Source organism: Dialister sp. (assembly GCF_047832375.1).
GTDB lineage: Bacteria > Bacillota > Negativicutes > Veillonellales > Dialisteraceae > Dialister.
The window spans coordinates 2015703-2030447 of sequence record NZ_CP181256.1; the positions used below are offsets into that span (position 1 = coordinate 2015703).

Below are 14745 nucleotides of genomic sequence, written 5' to 3' on the forward strand. Positions count from 1 at the left end.
GCATGCCAAATATTCTTGCCAATAAGACTAGTTGCAAGATGTAATGGAATTAAATCGGTTTGGGAAAATTTGAACTTTACATGGAGCGGCTCATGTGATAGCCTGCTTCCTCTATGGCCATATTTTTTCGGCCCCTTGGCTTGGAAATCACATGAGCAGGGGCTCCATGTCAAGTTCAAATTGGTATGCGGGTTCCAGGCAATAGCTGCCTGAACAACATGGAGGAAGAGCTTTGCAGATTATTCCGGGGCTTGATCAGTCTCTTATACGTGGATTAACAGGTCAATGATTTCGCCGCGGGTTCCTTCAATCTTTTATTTGGAATCATGCCTATGCATGTCCTGCAAAGCTAGCACTAGGATAACCCAGCCTCTCTTAACTCAAAGCTCTCCCTTAATATTGTCCAAACCGCTATTCACCTTTTAATCATCTCCCTTCGACTGTATTTTTATGCTTGCTGTCTAACTCAGAGAACTATGCGTGCGATGTCAAGCTTTTTTACGAATAACGTCAGCAGTGTGTCCAGTCATCATTCCCCAAATAAAGCCACTGAATTCCCGGGCAACGGCAGTAGCAGCAACATTACTGTTTTTCCCTTTCATAATCTTGTCTCTGAACCTTACGCGAAGTCTTCTGTTTGCTTTGTCCGCATAATGAATATCTGATGCACAGCATCCTTCCTGCCGTTTTCTCAAAGCCCTGCTCTTGTATCCGGGCCGCCCCCGTGAAAAGCCGGACCAGACTGCTTCAATCAGCTTCTTCCTCAAAACAATATTTCCGGCTTTTGAAATGCTGCCATAGTTGCCATCTTCATTACTGGAGTGTTCAGTTGGGGTAAGTCCCAAAAAGGACGCAAAATGGCCTGCTGTAGGAAAGCGCTTGAAATCGCCAATAGTTACAATTAAACGAAGTGCAAAGCCATATTCTATTCCAAGGAAACAGCGCAGTTTATTGACATTAGCTGCATACTTTTTCTGCATTGCAAATGACTTAATCCTGACATCCAGATCTTCCAGCTTCTGCTGGAGGGTAAGCAGAGTTGTCATATACTCACTCAATGTTTCCTTATTCAATTCGCTCAGCGGGAGACTCATAATCCAATTCACATGTTTTTGGGTCCAGGTAGCTCCCTGGTTATAATGGAATCCCATCTGGTGCACAAAAGCAGTTATCCGCTGTTTAGTGACTTTAACCATATCCTGATGGTCGTCACGCATCCTGATATAGCGGAAAATGGATTCGTCTTCCTCATCGGGGACATAAATGGAAATACACTCACTTTTCGCCATGGCATTGGCAAGCGCTCTTGAATCAATATAATCATTTTTGAATTTTTTATCTCTGCTGCTTTTCTTCAAAGAAGAAGGAGCTATTACCATACAATCTACATTGGCTGCCATAAGCTTACGGTAAAGGCCATAACCGAATAACCCGGCTTCATAACCACAGATAACATGGCACTCTCTGTTAACGGCTTTTTTGCAATCACCAATGAACCGGAGCACATTCTTTACTGCAGGGCCAAGTTTACGAGGGGGAATAAGATCTAACGTAATAATTTCACCGGCAGGAGACATTTGATTAACGACAGCAGCCATCGTATAGTTTTCGGTATGGGTGTCGATACCAACATAAACGAATGGGATCGGGGACGTAAATGTGCTAGAATAAAACATGATGACCTCCTTGGTTGAGAAAATATGATCCTGTTCTCGTAAAATTGGCCTTGCAACTATATTTTACCGAAATTTGGGCATATACATCAAACTGGGGAGGTCATTTCATATTATCTTTTAGGAAAGCCGGACAGCCTGCGGCGCTTCCATCAGCTAACCTCCGTCTGCTTCGCAGCCACCTCCTTCCCAAGGAAGGAGGCTCTCCACCAGCAGTTTCACTGCACTATCTATCTCTAACCTTAACTCGTCATTTCGAGCGGTGGCAACATGCCAAGTGACTCTACATGTAAAAATCGCTACAGCTACGATGAGTCGAGAAATCTCCCGGGTAAATGACTATGACGGGGTTTTCAAAAAGAATTGAGATTTGAGGAAAGAGAATTGAGGCCTGGCCTGCGGCGCTTTCATCAGCTAACCTCCATCTCCCTCGCAGCCATCAACGGCCGGGCCTCAAAAGGAAGGTGCTTTTATGTGCAGTATAAGCACCAACTTGGAAGGAGGCTAACGAATAGCGGCGAAGCCGCCATTGGAACCCTAATGTCTCTACACGAATAACGTGCAAGTGACACTACAGCAGGCCCCTTCCATGGGAAGGGGCTCCCGCCAGGGTGGGGTTAGCTGATGGGAACTGATGGGCTCGCCCCACAGGGCCCGATCACCTAGATCTAGACCTAGCCACTAGATCTATTTTCCCCAACGGGGTGGGGTTAGCTGATGGAAACCGATGGAAGCGCCGCAGGTCGATAACTTGGCTCCCCCACCGGGGGAGCTGCCGAAGGCTGAGGGGGTGCATTTACCGCAAAGCGGCTGGCCATCCTTCTTAGCTGCTAGCAGCTAACAGCTAGAAGCCCCCGCACGTTCACACGGCGCTCAGCCATCCGTCACCCGGCCCAAAGGGCCTGACCAGCTCAAGGCTCAAGGCTCAAGGCCCAAGGCTCAATGCCCACACCCGTTCACACTCCTCTCAGTCACATAAAAAATCCCCGAAAATCGGGGATTTTTTCAGTGGCTCTTTTCCAGCTTTCCGAGGATCCGGCTGGTGACTACCGTGAGGAAGAGGTAAATAAGGGCGGTGGTGATAAAGGTCTCCCACACCCGGTAATACTGGGCGTTCGCTGCGTTGGCCCAGTACATGAGCTCCGGCGTAGCGATGACGGAAGCCAGGGAAGAATCCTTGATAAGGCTCACGAAGGAATTTCCCAGGGCAGGAATAACAGAATGGATGGCCTGGGGCAGGATCACATACCGCATGCTCTGCCACCGGGTAAGGCCCAGGGCGCTGGCTGCCTCCATCTGTCCGGGATCCGTAGCCAGGATGCCGCCCCGGATGGTCTCGGCGATATAGGCGCCTGCGTTGATGGACAGCGCCAGCACCGCTGCCAGTACGCCGTCAGGTTTTCTCATGATGAGAGGCACCACGCCGAAATAAGTGATGAGGATCTGCAGCAGAAGCGGCGTCCCCCGGATGCTCTCGATAAAGCAGGCCGCCGGAAGGGACAGCCACTTCCGGTGGGAAACCCGGGCCAGCGCCAGGAAAAGGCCCAGAAAGAATCCCGCCACAATGGCCACCACCGACAGCTTGATGGTGAGCAGGGTGCCGGACACAAAGAACGGCGCATATTCTTCCAGTATGGATAGCTTAAGGTCAAACATTGTATTTCTTGCCTTTCTAAAAATCAGAGTTGAGGAAAGAGAGTTGAGGTCCCGCGGCAGAGCCGCTGGCGTTTTCGGCGCGAGCGATTCGATTCACCTCGGCAGGGCTTCCAGCTGCCAGCTATTAGCTTTCAGGAAAGCTGGTCTGCCTGCGGCGCTTCCTACGGGCACCCCTCCACCGCAAGCGGTCCCCCTCCCCTCTAAAGAGGGGAGGCAGGGTGCATCTGGCGGCAATGCCGCTGTTGGAATTCTAAAGACTCTTCACAAATAACGTGCAAATGCCTCTGCAGCAGGCTCCCTTTTTCAAAGGGAGCTCCCCACCGGGGTGAGGGATTCTGCCGGAAGCGCCGCAGGCTATTGAGCTTTCCTAGTCGCCAGAAGCTAAAAGCTGGAAGCCCCCACCCGTTCGCACGGCGCTCAGCCATCCGTCACCCGGCCCACAGGGCCTGACCAGCTCAAGGCTCAAGGCTGAAGGCTCAATGCTCATATACGTTCGCACGCTGCTCAGGCATCCGTCACTTCAACTTCTCCAGCATTTTCTCGTCCGGCTGCACATGGAACCACTTTTCATAGAGCTTTCCGTAGGTCCCATCGTTTACCATATCCGCCAGGGCCTTATCGATTTTCTGCTGCAGCTCTCCGCCCCGGTCCTTGGGGTAGATGATGCCGAAATACTCCGGCGTGAAGGCAGCATCGTCGTAGACGATCTTCAGGTGCTGCTCCGGATACTGGGCCACGATGGACTTCACCGACGTCTCATCCCCTACCAGGGCGTCCACCTGGCCGCCGATGAGCATTTGGATGGACATGGGGGTCTTCCTGATGGCGGGATTATTCTTCCCCATGAGCTTCTCCAGGGCCTCCTGTCCCGTGGAACCGTTCTGCACGGCCACGGTCTTTCCGTTCATCAGGTCCCTGGCGCTGGAAATGGATTCATCCTCCCTGATGAGGATGGCCTGCCTGGAAACGAAGTAGGGCTTCGAGAAAAGGTAGGTGGCCTTCCGGTCATCGGTAATGGTGATACCGGAAATGGCGGCATCCGCCTGACCCGTCCGGATCTGCTCAAAAATCGCTTCCCAGCCGGCATCGGATACGTCCACCGTAAGTCCTGCCTTCTTTGCCGCTTCGGTGATCAGGTCCACATCGAATCCCGTAATCTTCCCGTCCTTCATGTACTCGAAGGGATTCCAGTTCGCATGGGTCACCACATGCACATGGCCATCAGCCCCGGAAGCGGCCTTCGGCTCTTCCTTTCCACAGCCCGTAAGGACCAGGCACCCTGCCAATACCAGTGCCGCCCCTGCTGCCATCCATTTCTTCATCGCTCTTACCTGCTTTCCTGTAAATTCATGATTTCACTTTTTCATTTCACAAGTATTATACAACGGAAATAGATATGATACAAGTTGTTCGCTAAAAGAATATTTGTCAGATGAAGAATTCATTGTATCGTATCTATGTACGTGCGAACGGACGGAGCATTGAGCCTTCAGCCTTGAGCCTTGAACGGATCAGGCCCTCCGGGCCGAGTGTCATGTGGCTGAGTGACGTGCGGCCATGTGGGGGCTTCTAGCTGCTAGCTGTTAGCAATCAGGAAAGCTGATTCGCCTGCGGCGCTTCCGACACTTACCCCATCCGCGGCTAACGCCGCAGTTGGAATCCCGATGACTCTGCCCCCATATCGTGTAGTTGACTCTGCGGCAGGCTCTCTTCCCAGAAGAGCGCTGTCCACCGGACTGAGAGATGGTGATGGGTTCGGCCCAAAGGGCCTGTCCGCATCTATCTTCTTCCCTCTATCTTCTATCGTCTGACAGCCAGACTGCCCGTCATATGGATGGCTAACTTGATCGATAAAACCCATCAGAATCCCTCTGTCACTGCGTGACATCATTCCGGCCGGGCCCCAAAAGGAAGGTGCTTTTATGTGCAGTTTAAGCACCAACTTGGGCCCGGCTCGAAGGTCCTCTGCAGGACCTTCGCCTTTGGAAAAGGGGGACTAATCATTGGCGGCTGGCGCCGCGGAAAATCAGCCTGCGGCGCCACCTCCTTCCCAAGGAAGGAGGCTAACGGCCAGCGGCTTCGCCGCACTATAGACTGCCACCCCACCCCGTCATCTCGAGCAGTGGTAAGCGCCGGTATGACTGTACCTTCAAGAACCGCTACAGCTACGATGAGTCGAGAGATCTCTCAGATATATGACTATGACGGGACTTTCAAGAAGAATTGAGATTTGAGGAAAGAGAATTGAGGTCCCGCGGCTTCGCCGCCGTTGGAACCCTGATGACTCTACCCCCAAAGTATGAAAATGACTCTACAGTAGGACAGAAACTGATAGGCTCGGCCCGCAGGGCCTGAACACCTGAACCTGGACCTATCCCTGCCCCAGAGCGTGATCTCCTAGATCTATCCTCACCTTGCTTTCCTTCCTGATCAGCTATATTATATAGGAAAGACTATTATAGTCATGCCTATACTAATTATGATTAGTATTATCGAGGACGGTGAATCCTATGTTTATCGGAAGAGAAAATGAACTTTCCGCACTGGAAGAGCGGTATAAAAGGAAGGGATTTGAATTTCCCGTAATCTATGGCCGCCGGCGGGTCGGCAAGACGCGGCTGATCCAGGAATTCATCAAACACAAGCGAGCCATTTATTTCATGGCTACGGAGCAGGGGCTGCATGAACAGCTGGTCAATCTCACATCGGCCATCAAAGAGCAGTTCCCCGATAGACGGACAGAAATGGTCTCCCAGTTCTCCGATTTCGACCATATTTTCTCTTATCTGGCGGACATTGCAAAGAAGGAGAGGCTTATTTTCATCATTGACGAATATCCCTATCTGGCAAAAGCAGCGCCTGAGGTATCATCAATCCTCCAGAAATATATAGACCATGAATGGAAGGACACCCAGCTCTACCTCATTCTCTGCGGTTCTTCCATGAGTTTCATGGAAAGGCAGGTACTGGGATATGAAAGTCCCCTCTATGGACGGCGGACATCCCAGTTTCTGCTCCACCCCCTGCCTTACTATGAAGCCATCCGCTTTTTCCCGGACTGGTCCGATGAAGACAAACTGCTGGCCTACGGTATCGTCGGCGGCATCCCACTCTACCTGCAATACCTTTCCGGATACAGCACCCTGGCCGAGGCAGTACAGGAAGAATTCCTCACAACCTCCGGCCATTTGGGCGAAGAGCCGGCCAACCTCATGCTTCAGGAACTCCGGGAACCGGCCATCTATAACTCCATTCTGGCCGCCATTGCCCATGGTGCCAGCCGCCCCAATGAGATTGCCCAGGCATCGGGGCGGGCAGCCTCCCAGATTACTTTTTACCTGAAAAATCTCATGGACCTGGAAATCGTAACCAAAGTCCAGCCCCTGGAAACAAAGAACACACGAAAAGGGATCTACCGCATCACAGATAACCTCTATCGCTTCTGGTATCGGTTCATCCCGGAATGCGCCTCCCTCATCGCCATGGGGTTGGGCAAACGGGCATGGGATGCCCGGATCCAGCCATTCCTGTCCGACTATTTCGGCCATATTTTTGAAGACATTGCCCTGCAGTATGTAAAAGTCCAGGTGGCTAATGGGGCCATTCCGCAGCTCTATTTCAACTACGGCAGCTGGTGGGGCACCAACCCGGATAAACACAGGGAAGAAGAAATCGACCTCGTCTGTACTAACGATACGGATATTCTATGTGGTGAATGTAAATGGAAAAATGAACCGGTCAATGAATCGGTGCTGAAACTCCTCCATGAAAGAGCAGGACTCATCACAAAAGGAAGAAATCCCCATTACGCCCTCTTTTCTAAATCCGGATTCACGAAAAGCCTTGTGGAAACAGCAGAAAATAATGGCACCCTTCTCGTAGATCTCCCCAAAATCCTGCACCCCGACAGACCCTGAGCAGATCAGGCCCTCCGGGCCGAGTGTCATATGGCTGAGCGGTAAGGGGTGACTGAGGTGGCTGAAGTGACTGAGGTGGCTGAGGGATAACGCCTGGCGGCGAAATGACTCAGGGGGAACGCCTTCGGCGAGGGGGTGGTGGCGGCGCACAAATCATATAGCGCCGCCTTACGATACCTGATTGCAGCTTCGCCGCATTCCCATCAGAATCCCTCTGTCACTCCGTGACATCATTCGGCCGGGCCCTCGCCTTCCCGAGGAAGGAGGCTAACGGCCAGCGGATTCACAGCAACATAGAACACTAACCCCCACTCGTCATCTCGAGCGGGGGCAGCATGCTATATGACTCTGAAGCTCAAAATCGCTACAGCTACGATGAGTCGAGAGATCTCCCTGCTAAATGACTATGACGGGGTTTCAAAGACAGAGTTAGGATTTGAGAGTTGAGGTCCAGCCTGCGGCGCCTGTATGGCTGGCCAGAGTGCGAGCAGATGGGGCTTTGAGCCTTCAGCCTTGAGCCTTGAGCGAATCAGGCCCTCCGGGCCGAGTGTCATGTGACTGAGCGCCGTGTGACCATGTGGGGGCTTCCAGCTGCCAGCTCCTGGCTTTCAGGAAAGCCGGACAGCCTGCGGCGCTTCCGACACTTACCCCATCCGCGGCTAACGCCGCAGTTGGGATCCTGATGACTCTGCCCCATACCGTGTAATTGACTCTGCTCGAGGCTCTCTTCCCAGAAGAGAGCTGTCCACCGGACTGAGAGATGGTGATGGGCTCGGCCCACAGGGCCTGTTCACCTAGACACCAGATCCAGCTGCCAGCCACTGATTCGCCGCAGGCGAATCCGCCCACAGGGCCTGACCGCCTGGCAACCAGATCCAGCTGCCAGCTACTGATCCGCCACAGGCGAATCAGACCTCATCCAACCTGTCCCACTAACTCACCACCCCACCAATTCACCAGCTCACCATTAATCTCTCATGAAAAATTCAATTTCAAGTTGTGAAACAGGGGGTCTCCCGCAATTTTAATATATGGAGGGGCAAATCAGGAGCCCTCTGAAGAGCAGGATATTTTCACAAAAGTATGACCTCTTTCCCAAATCCCGGGTAAGGAAAGGGGCAGAAAAGAAACCATCCTGTTTGCGCAAAGGCTTCTCCTTTCCCCACCCCCTCCCGTCCGGAAGGGAGCGGTAAGCAGGATCCTGCACAGCAAGGCAAAGATTCACACACACGAAAGCACGGAATATCGCCACTACATGTCTCTACACGGAACGGCAGGCTTTGACGACCAATCCTAGAGCAGCGGGGAGCAGAGAGGGAAAGTTTACTTTATCCCACCAATCTTCTCCTTTGCTAATGCGCTGATGCCTGATTCATGGCGGCCTTCGATGCATGAGAGATTCCCGGCAAAAGGTTCCGTGTTTTTGTGGTGTCCGGAACTGTGAAAGAGTTAAGATTTGAGGCCCGGCCTACGTCGCTTCCATCAGCTAATCTCCGTCTGCTTCGCAGCCAGGGGCTGTGAAAAAATGAGAAATCATTTTTATTCACAGCCTCCTTTTTTGTATTCCAGTTAAATATCCATTTATTTTGCTGAAATTGAGTATACTTCCCCCTTTCCCCAGTCATCCCAATTATTTTATTTTATGCTGCTCTTCGCATTCTCATGCGTTTATGGTAATGTTTATTCAGATTTTGGCCTATCGCCATGAGGTAAATCTCTACTTTTACAGGATTCGTACCTCTTCTGACGATTCTCTTGTATCCGTGGTCGTTTTTTATGATTCCAAAAGTACCTTCCGACTGGATGGAACGGTTCATTCTGAGCAGGGCTCCCTGAATACTTTCCAGGTTGGCGATGACTTCTTTATGCATGGAAGTCAGTTCCTGATTAATCTGAACTGTCCGGTTTCTTGGTGTCCTTTTACATTTCTCGGCATAGGGGCATCCGCTACAGTCTTCACACTGGTAAATCTCTTCCTGGCGCCCGTAGTGGTTACCTGGAATCGACTTTCTGTATTGGAGCCTGAATGCCCTGCCGAAGGGGCAGCGCATGATTCCGTTGGCATCAATTGTAAAATTCTCCGCCCGGAATGGGTTATCCCTGTACTTGGCATCGCTTGTCTGTTTCTTAAACATGGGGAATTTCATGAATTTTTTCATGCCATGCTGTTCGCAGTAGATATAGTTGTTAAATGAGCCATATCCCGCATCTGCTACCGGGTATTTCGGATAAAAATGATAGGTCTTATGGAACTTTTCTATCAGGGGAATGAAGCAGTCCATATCTGACCGGCACTGGCTGACATCCAAAACGGCAATATATTCGTCGGCGATGCCAAACTGCACGTTGTATGCAGGAAGAAGCTGGTCATTACCTACATAATCCTTCTTTACCCGCATAAATGTAGCTGAAGGATCAGTTTTCGAGTAGCTGTTTCGATTAGGGCCGCAGATCCTTATCTTTTCTCCATATTCCCTGAGTTTATCCGTATATTGCTTTAGCTTTTCACACATACGCTGGTGTGGAGTCTTGCGATGTCCCGGACCATGGACAAATTCCTTTTCATCCAGATTCCAGAAGCGTTCAAGAGCTTCCAGCTTTTCCTCCAGATAATCCGGAACGTATTCGGTGCTCGTTTCTATTGTTGCTCCTTCTGTTGCCAGCTCGCAGTTAATTTCATTCAGCAGTGACGTAATCTTCTCATACAGGTGATACCGGGATTTTATAGTTGTTTTTTTCCACACCCAGCTGTATTTATTGGCGTTGGCCTCCATTTTGGTGCCATCAATATAAAGATGGTTGAGATCGACGTGGTCTTCCTTGAAGATTTCTGCATTAACCGCATTGAAAATGTCCTCAATACAATTGGCTAGAACTTTGTTGATAAAGTTTGCAAAAGTGCGGTAACTGGGAGCCTGACCGTCTGAGAGGTAAATAAATCGCAGATCTGTACGGCAGGCCTTCTCCAGGCTGCGTAAAGAACAATACCCCAGCATAAATCCGAAAAGCACGAGTTTAAGTAAAATGACCGGATTGTATCCGATGCGGCCTGCAGAGCAGTGGGACTGTACCGGAAGATATTTTCTTAATCCTATAGCCTCCATTAAATGGTCAAATTCAAAAACAGGGTCATCAATTGGCAGATAAGATGCAATAGACAGTGGCAAAAAGCCCTGCCGTGGGGTACAATGATAACTGGTATTTTTGCATTTCATCATAACACTATAATACCACTGAAAAAGGTGTCCGGCTCGCTTGAGTCAGACACCTTTTTTGGCGACTGTTTTAATTCAATTATTTCACAGCCCCCTCCCCTTCCACGGCTTTGTATAATCATTGACTTCCAACCCCAACTCGTCATTTCGAGCGGTGGTAAGCGCCGTGATTACACCACACGCAAGAGCCGCTACAACTTCGAGGAGTCGAGAAATCTTTCTTGCATTCGAGAATACCGGGCTTTTTACGCCCTACCACTAGACATCAGATGGTCGCGCCACTATCAGCTAACCCCCGTCAAATGAGACCGAGATCGAGGTTGGGATACATGACCCACGGTCCCGCCGCCATTGGAACTCTGATGACTCTACCCCCAAGCACGAAATTGACTATGCAGAAGGCCCCTTCCTTGAGAAGGGGCTGCCCATGGGGCTGGGGTTAGCTAATGGAAACAGATGGGCTCGGCCCAAAAGGGCCTGACCGCCTAGCTACTAGATCTAGCTGCCAGCTATTGATTCGCCGCAGGCGAATCAGCCCAAAGGGCCTGTCCCATCTATCGTCTAACAGCCACATCAAAAGCCCACAAACCCCACCGGATTTCCGGCCACGGGCTGTGGGCTTTTTTCTATTTCTTCCTGCTGCATGCAGGTCCCCCATTACCAGTAAGGCGACTCCGCCACGTGTTCGAAGTACTCATAGCTGAACCACTTCGCCTCCGGAGACCAGTCCAGCTTATAGGCAGGCTTCGTCTTCCAGTTGCCGCCATATTCACCGACTCCAAGGAAAAGGCTTCCCTTTCTCACATAGGTACCAGGTGCTGAGTACTGGGGCTTTTCCATGGTATCGCTGTCGATGTAGGTAATCATGGATTTCTTCTTCTCATCGAATCCAAGGAGAAAGGCCCTCCGCCCCTCCTCTTTGTAGCGGATATCATTCACCCCGTAGAAGTACTTTCCCGTATCCACATCCCGGTACTGTTCGATGATATAGTCCGGCGCCGCCTTTGGGGAAGAGGCCTTCACCGAATAGGTCCAGTAGGTATCAAAATTCAGAAGCCAGTTCGGCTTGCTGATAGCCTTCAGGGTATAGTCATTGGCCCCCTCAGAGACGCTCATGAACCGCACCGTCTTCTTTCCTTCCTTGAAGTCCGCAGAATCGACACCGGCATAGGCTCCCTGCACGATAGACTTCTGCACCATCTCAAACCGGCTGGCATCCACCGTCCCAAAGGACAGGGCCGCCAGGACGGCTGCCAAAAGAAGAGCTTTTTTCATAGTCTGCCTCCTATAGATGTTAAGACACAACGTATGGGAAAATGGTATGTCCAAAATATCAGAAAAGATTTGAAAGTTGAGAGTTGAGGTCCAGCGGCTTCGCCGCCGTTGGGACCCTGATGACTCTGCCCCCATATCGTGTAATTGACTCTGCTCGAGGCTCTCTTCCCAGAAGAGAGCTGTCCACCGGACTGAGAGATGGTTATGGGTTTTAAGGCCGCTCTGATGGCTGAGTGTAAGCCATGAATTGTGAAAAGTGGCTGAGGGGTAACGCCTGGCGGCGAAGTGACTCAGGGGAAACGGGCTTCGCCCGAGGGGGTGGTAGCGGCGCACAAATTGTATAGCGCCGCCAATTATATATATTCCTAAGCATGCAGGCCCTTAGAGAAGGGCGCAGGATGGATACGGCGAAGACGCCATTGGAACCCTAATGACTCTACACAAATAACAAGGAAGTGCCTCTACAGTAGGCTCCTTCCTCGGGAAGGAGCTGCCCACGGGGCTGAGGTTAGCTGATGGAAACTGATAGAAATGGCCCAGAGGGCCTGTCCATCTAGACCTAGATCTAGACCTAGCCACTAGATCCAGCTACTAGCCACTGATCCGCCGCAGGCGAATCTGCCCGCAGGGCCTGGCCAGCCACTAGCCACCAGCTCCCCCTCACGCCTTAAACGTCTTTTCCTCCTCGATCATCAGGGCAATCTGTTCCTTCGTCACTTCAAAGTTCACCGGGTCCCCTTCCGTATTGATGTACCGCACCTCATAGGGCGCATCCAGGACCACTTCCTTCGGGAAGCCGAAGTACGTAGCGTCCCGGCTGGTGGGCATCACCTCCACCAGGTCCTTCGGCAGCACGTAGGAGGGGAATATCTTCTTACCATCCTTGATGATGGCCAGGTGCCGCACATTGCCTGCACTCCCGCCGGGGCCGGAGGTATCCCATGTGGTTACCACCCAGAGGATGTCCTGGCTCCCAAGGATTGTATTTTCCAGAGTCGGTGGGATCTGCAGGAGCCTGAGGTCCTCGGTGGAAGAAATGTAGACCGTAGCCGTGTAGGGCGTCACCACCACCACCTGGTTCGCCCCGGAAGAGTCCGGCCGAAGCTCCAGCCCATAATGCCGGGGCGACTCCGGAGCCCCATGCTTCTCGATGGTCTTCCCGAAGTTCCACGCCTCCTGGTAAGTCTCCGGAGTCAGCGTCTTAAACGTCGGCGCCGGCCTGTTCAGCAGATCCAGGGCACCCGCCGACAGCGGCAGAGACAGGGCCACAGCAAGTCCCAAAGCAGTGAGTAACTTTTTCATGATACGTACCTCCTTTACTGAGTTTAGATGTATAACATTTGCTTATTCATTCTGCTGTTTATGTATCCGGCAATTCCTCATATTTCTTTTTCAAACGATCATAAGCCTTGCGATACATTGCCTCTAATGAAGCTATATCATCATTCACTTCATATACCGCTATATCTGCACATTCTTCATTAGTAAAAATCCGATAGTATAGAGTAAACTTTTCAAAATTATCGAGTAAATTCCGTTTAAGCTCGTGATCTGACCAGTTCTCCATTTCCATATAATCTTTCAATGCATCAATGATTCCCGATACTAAAGTTAATAGCCCATTTTCTTTATAGGGAAAGTCATTTTCCAAAATCAACCCCAGTCTGAATTTCTCAGACATATCACCGAAATTATTACCTAATCCATTCAAGTCATAAAGGATGGTCTCGCATAAGTAAGGAAATCCATTCTGCCACTGGTCTTCCTCGCATAAATAGTTACACATATTGAACCGTACGCAGCGATATAAGCCAAAATCTTTTTGCTTATAGTATCGTATTGATTGCTTCTTAAAGAACTTCCATAGAGTGGATTTGAAATTCCGGCCATCGGCACCGTCATCATGAAGCCGTTTATTCATCTCCCAGACTGTTATTCCCCACCTCCCATGGGTGTGGATATAGTCCACATAAGGATTATCGTTCAGCTCCTTTTGACCTTTATCTGTCACCTTGTAATAGCGCACCGGAAACAGGTCTTCCAGTTCAGCAGAAGGCACATTTTCCATAAGGCGACTCATAAGCTCTGCTTTTCTTCCGGAAACCTTTAGTTTTTTCTGTCGAAGAATGTTTTTGATATCCACAACCGTGGTATGTTCGATGGATGACCGCAGGTCCCCAAATGCAAGGAATCCCCTCTCCAGCAAAGAGGAAAGTACGTCTTCCGGCTTGGACACAGAGTACTCGTAGTACCAGAAATGCTGAAACTCATCATGCTTAGTCCGGTTCGAATAGGTATGGGCATAGGAAAGCATCAGTATTTCATGGGGATAAAGCCCTCCTGCTGATGGATAGGACTGGGCAATACGTTTCTCTAAAGGGATAATAGATACACTCCCGCCTTTCTCCATAGTAACCGTAATTTTAAATGAGATTGGTTCCGGTACCGAGGTATTGACCTTTTCGCCAAAATCAGGATCCACTCGTATTACGGTCTTAGGAGGTTGAAATATGTTCTTCAACTTTTGGAACAGCCCCATAAACAGCCCACCTTATTACACAGATTCCTCACCCTGCTGTTTGCTAAATATCCCTGTTTTCCTGCATTAGTTCCCTGTTGACCTGCTCCACAAAATCATATTCTTCCTTTGTATACTCTGTCCTTCGAAAGGCGGAGTATTTTTTAGAAATAATGGTTTCTGCAGCATTGCCAAATCCAATAACCAGCCAGTATATGTCACCATTGACAGGGATTTCCCAGCAGGAATTCACAAACTTTCCTTTATCTATGCGGACTTCAGCCGCCACCAGCTTCCATTTTCGAGCATCAAAGTTTTGGCACCGGTCAATAATATTTTGCGGAATATGACGGTCATGCTGCCGATCCAGGAAATGCCCGGTAAACCGGATTTCTTTGACCGGATCCATGATGTAATGAACCCGTTCAAAGAGAGAGGCAGGGCCTTTATCAGCATAGAACCGACGTTTATCAAACCTTGTTCCCACGAAT

Annotated in this window: 9 protein-coding genes; 1 reads left to right on the forward strand and 8 read right to left on the reverse strand. The window is 50.4% G+C overall.

Going from position 1 to position 14745, the window contains the following annotated elements; translation table 11 throughout:
- Positions 1 to 488 precede the first annotated feature (488 nt).
- The 3 genes from ACFWUL_RS08075 to ACFWUL_RS08085 form a co-directional block, all read right to left on the reverse strand.
- A complete protein-coding gene (locus ACFWUL_RS08075; protein WP_416176927.1) occupies positions 489 to 1676 on the reverse strand; it encodes an IS110 family transposase in 1188 nt (395 codons plus the stop codon).
- A gap of 1002 nt (positions 1677 to 2678) precedes the next feature.
- On the reverse strand, positions 2679 to 3329 hold the full coding sequence (locus ACFWUL_RS08080) for an amino acid ABC transporter permease (protein WP_416176928.1): 651 nt from the start codon (positions 3327 to 3329) through the stop codon (positions 2679 to 2681).
- A 515-nt stretch (positions 3330 to 3844) separates the two neighbouring features.
- Complete coding sequence (locus ACFWUL_RS08085) at positions 3845 to 4651, reverse strand: basic amino acid ABC transporter substrate-binding protein (protein WP_416176929.1); 807 nt, start codon at positions 4649 to 4651, stop codon at positions 3845 to 3847.
- A gap of 1188 nt (positions 4652 to 5839) precedes the next feature.
- Here ACFWUL_RS08085 and ACFWUL_RS08090 point away from each other — a divergent pair.
- The gene (locus ACFWUL_RS08090) at positions 5840 to 7246 is read left to right on the forward strand and encodes an ATP-binding protein (protein WP_416176930.1); all 1407 of its coding nucleotides are present in this window, start codon (positions 5840 to 5842) and stop codon (positions 7244 to 7246) included.
- A 1640-nt stretch (positions 7247 to 8886) separates the two neighbouring features.
- Here the strand turns inward: ACFWUL_RS08090 and ACFWUL_RS08095 are convergent.
- The 5 genes from ACFWUL_RS08095 to ACFWUL_RS08115 all read right to left on the reverse strand — a co-directional run bounded on the left by ACFWUL_RS08095 (position 8887) and on the right by ACFWUL_RS08115 (position 14741).
- Entirely contained in the window at positions 8887 to 10464 is a 1578-nt protein-coding gene (locus ACFWUL_RS08095; RefSeq protein ID WP_297020808.1) for an IS1182 family transposase, read from the reverse strand.
- Between the two features lie 654 nt (positions 10465 to 11118).
- On the reverse strand, positions 11119 to 11736 hold the full coding sequence (locus tag ACFWUL_RS08100; RefSeq protein ID WP_416176931.1) for a hypothetical protein: 618 nt from the start codon (positions 11734 to 11736) through the stop codon (positions 11119 to 11121).
- Positions 11737 to 12396: 660 nt separating this feature from the next.
- Complete coding sequence (locus tag ACFWUL_RS08105) at positions 12397 to 13038, reverse strand: hypothetical protein (protein WP_416176932.1); 642 nt, start codon at positions 13036 to 13038, stop codon at positions 12397 to 12399.
- Positions 13039 to 13096: 58 nt separating this feature from the next.
- Positions 13097 to 14275 (reverse strand): SAP domain-containing protein, encoded by a 1179-nt coding sequence (locus ACFWUL_RS08110; RefSeq protein ID WP_416176933.1) that lies wholly within the window; start codon positions 14273 to 14275, stop codon positions 13097 to 13099.
- 43 nt (positions 14276 to 14318) lie between these two features.
- On the reverse strand, positions 14319 to 14741 hold the full coding sequence (locus tag ACFWUL_RS08115) for a hypothetical protein (protein ID WP_416176934.1): 423 nt from the start codon (positions 14739 to 14741) through the stop codon (positions 14319 to 14321).
- Positions 14742 to 14745 lie beyond the last annotated feature (4 nt).

Bases quoted from the DNA above. Each gene is read 5' to 3' on its own strand.
- ACFWUL_RS08075 (WP_416176927.1), bottom strand. From the start codon at position 1,676: ATGTTTTATTCTAGCACATTTACGTCCCCGATCCCATTCGTTTATGTT.
- ACFWUL_RS08080 (WP_416176928.1), bottom strand. From the start codon at position 3,329: ATGTTTGACCTTAAGCTATCCATACTGGAAGAATATGCGCCGTTCTTT.
- ACFWUL_RS08085 (WP_416176929.1), bottom strand. From the start codon at position 4,651: ATGAAGAAATGGATGGCAGCAGGGGCGGCACTGGTATTGGCAGGGTGC.
- ACFWUL_RS08090 (WP_416176930.1), top strand. From the start codon at position 5,840: ATGTTTATCGGAAGAGAAAATGAACTTTCCGCACTGGAAGAGCGGTAT.
- ACFWUL_RS08095 (WP_297020808.1), bottom strand. From the start codon at position 10,464: ATGATGAAATGCAAAAATACCAGTTATCATTGTACCCCACGGCAGGGC.
- ACFWUL_RS08100 (WP_416176931.1), bottom strand. From the start codon at position 11,736: ATGAAAAAAGCTCTTCTTTTGGCAGCCGTCCTGGCGGCCCTGTCCTTT.
- ACFWUL_RS08105 (WP_416176932.1), bottom strand. From the start codon at position 13,038: ATGAAAAAGTTACTCACTGCTTTGGGACTTGCTGTGGCCCTGTCTCTG.
- ACFWUL_RS08110 (WP_416176933.1), bottom strand. From the start codon at position 14,275: ATGGGGCTGTTCCAAAAGTTGAAGAACATATTTCAACCTCCTAAGACC.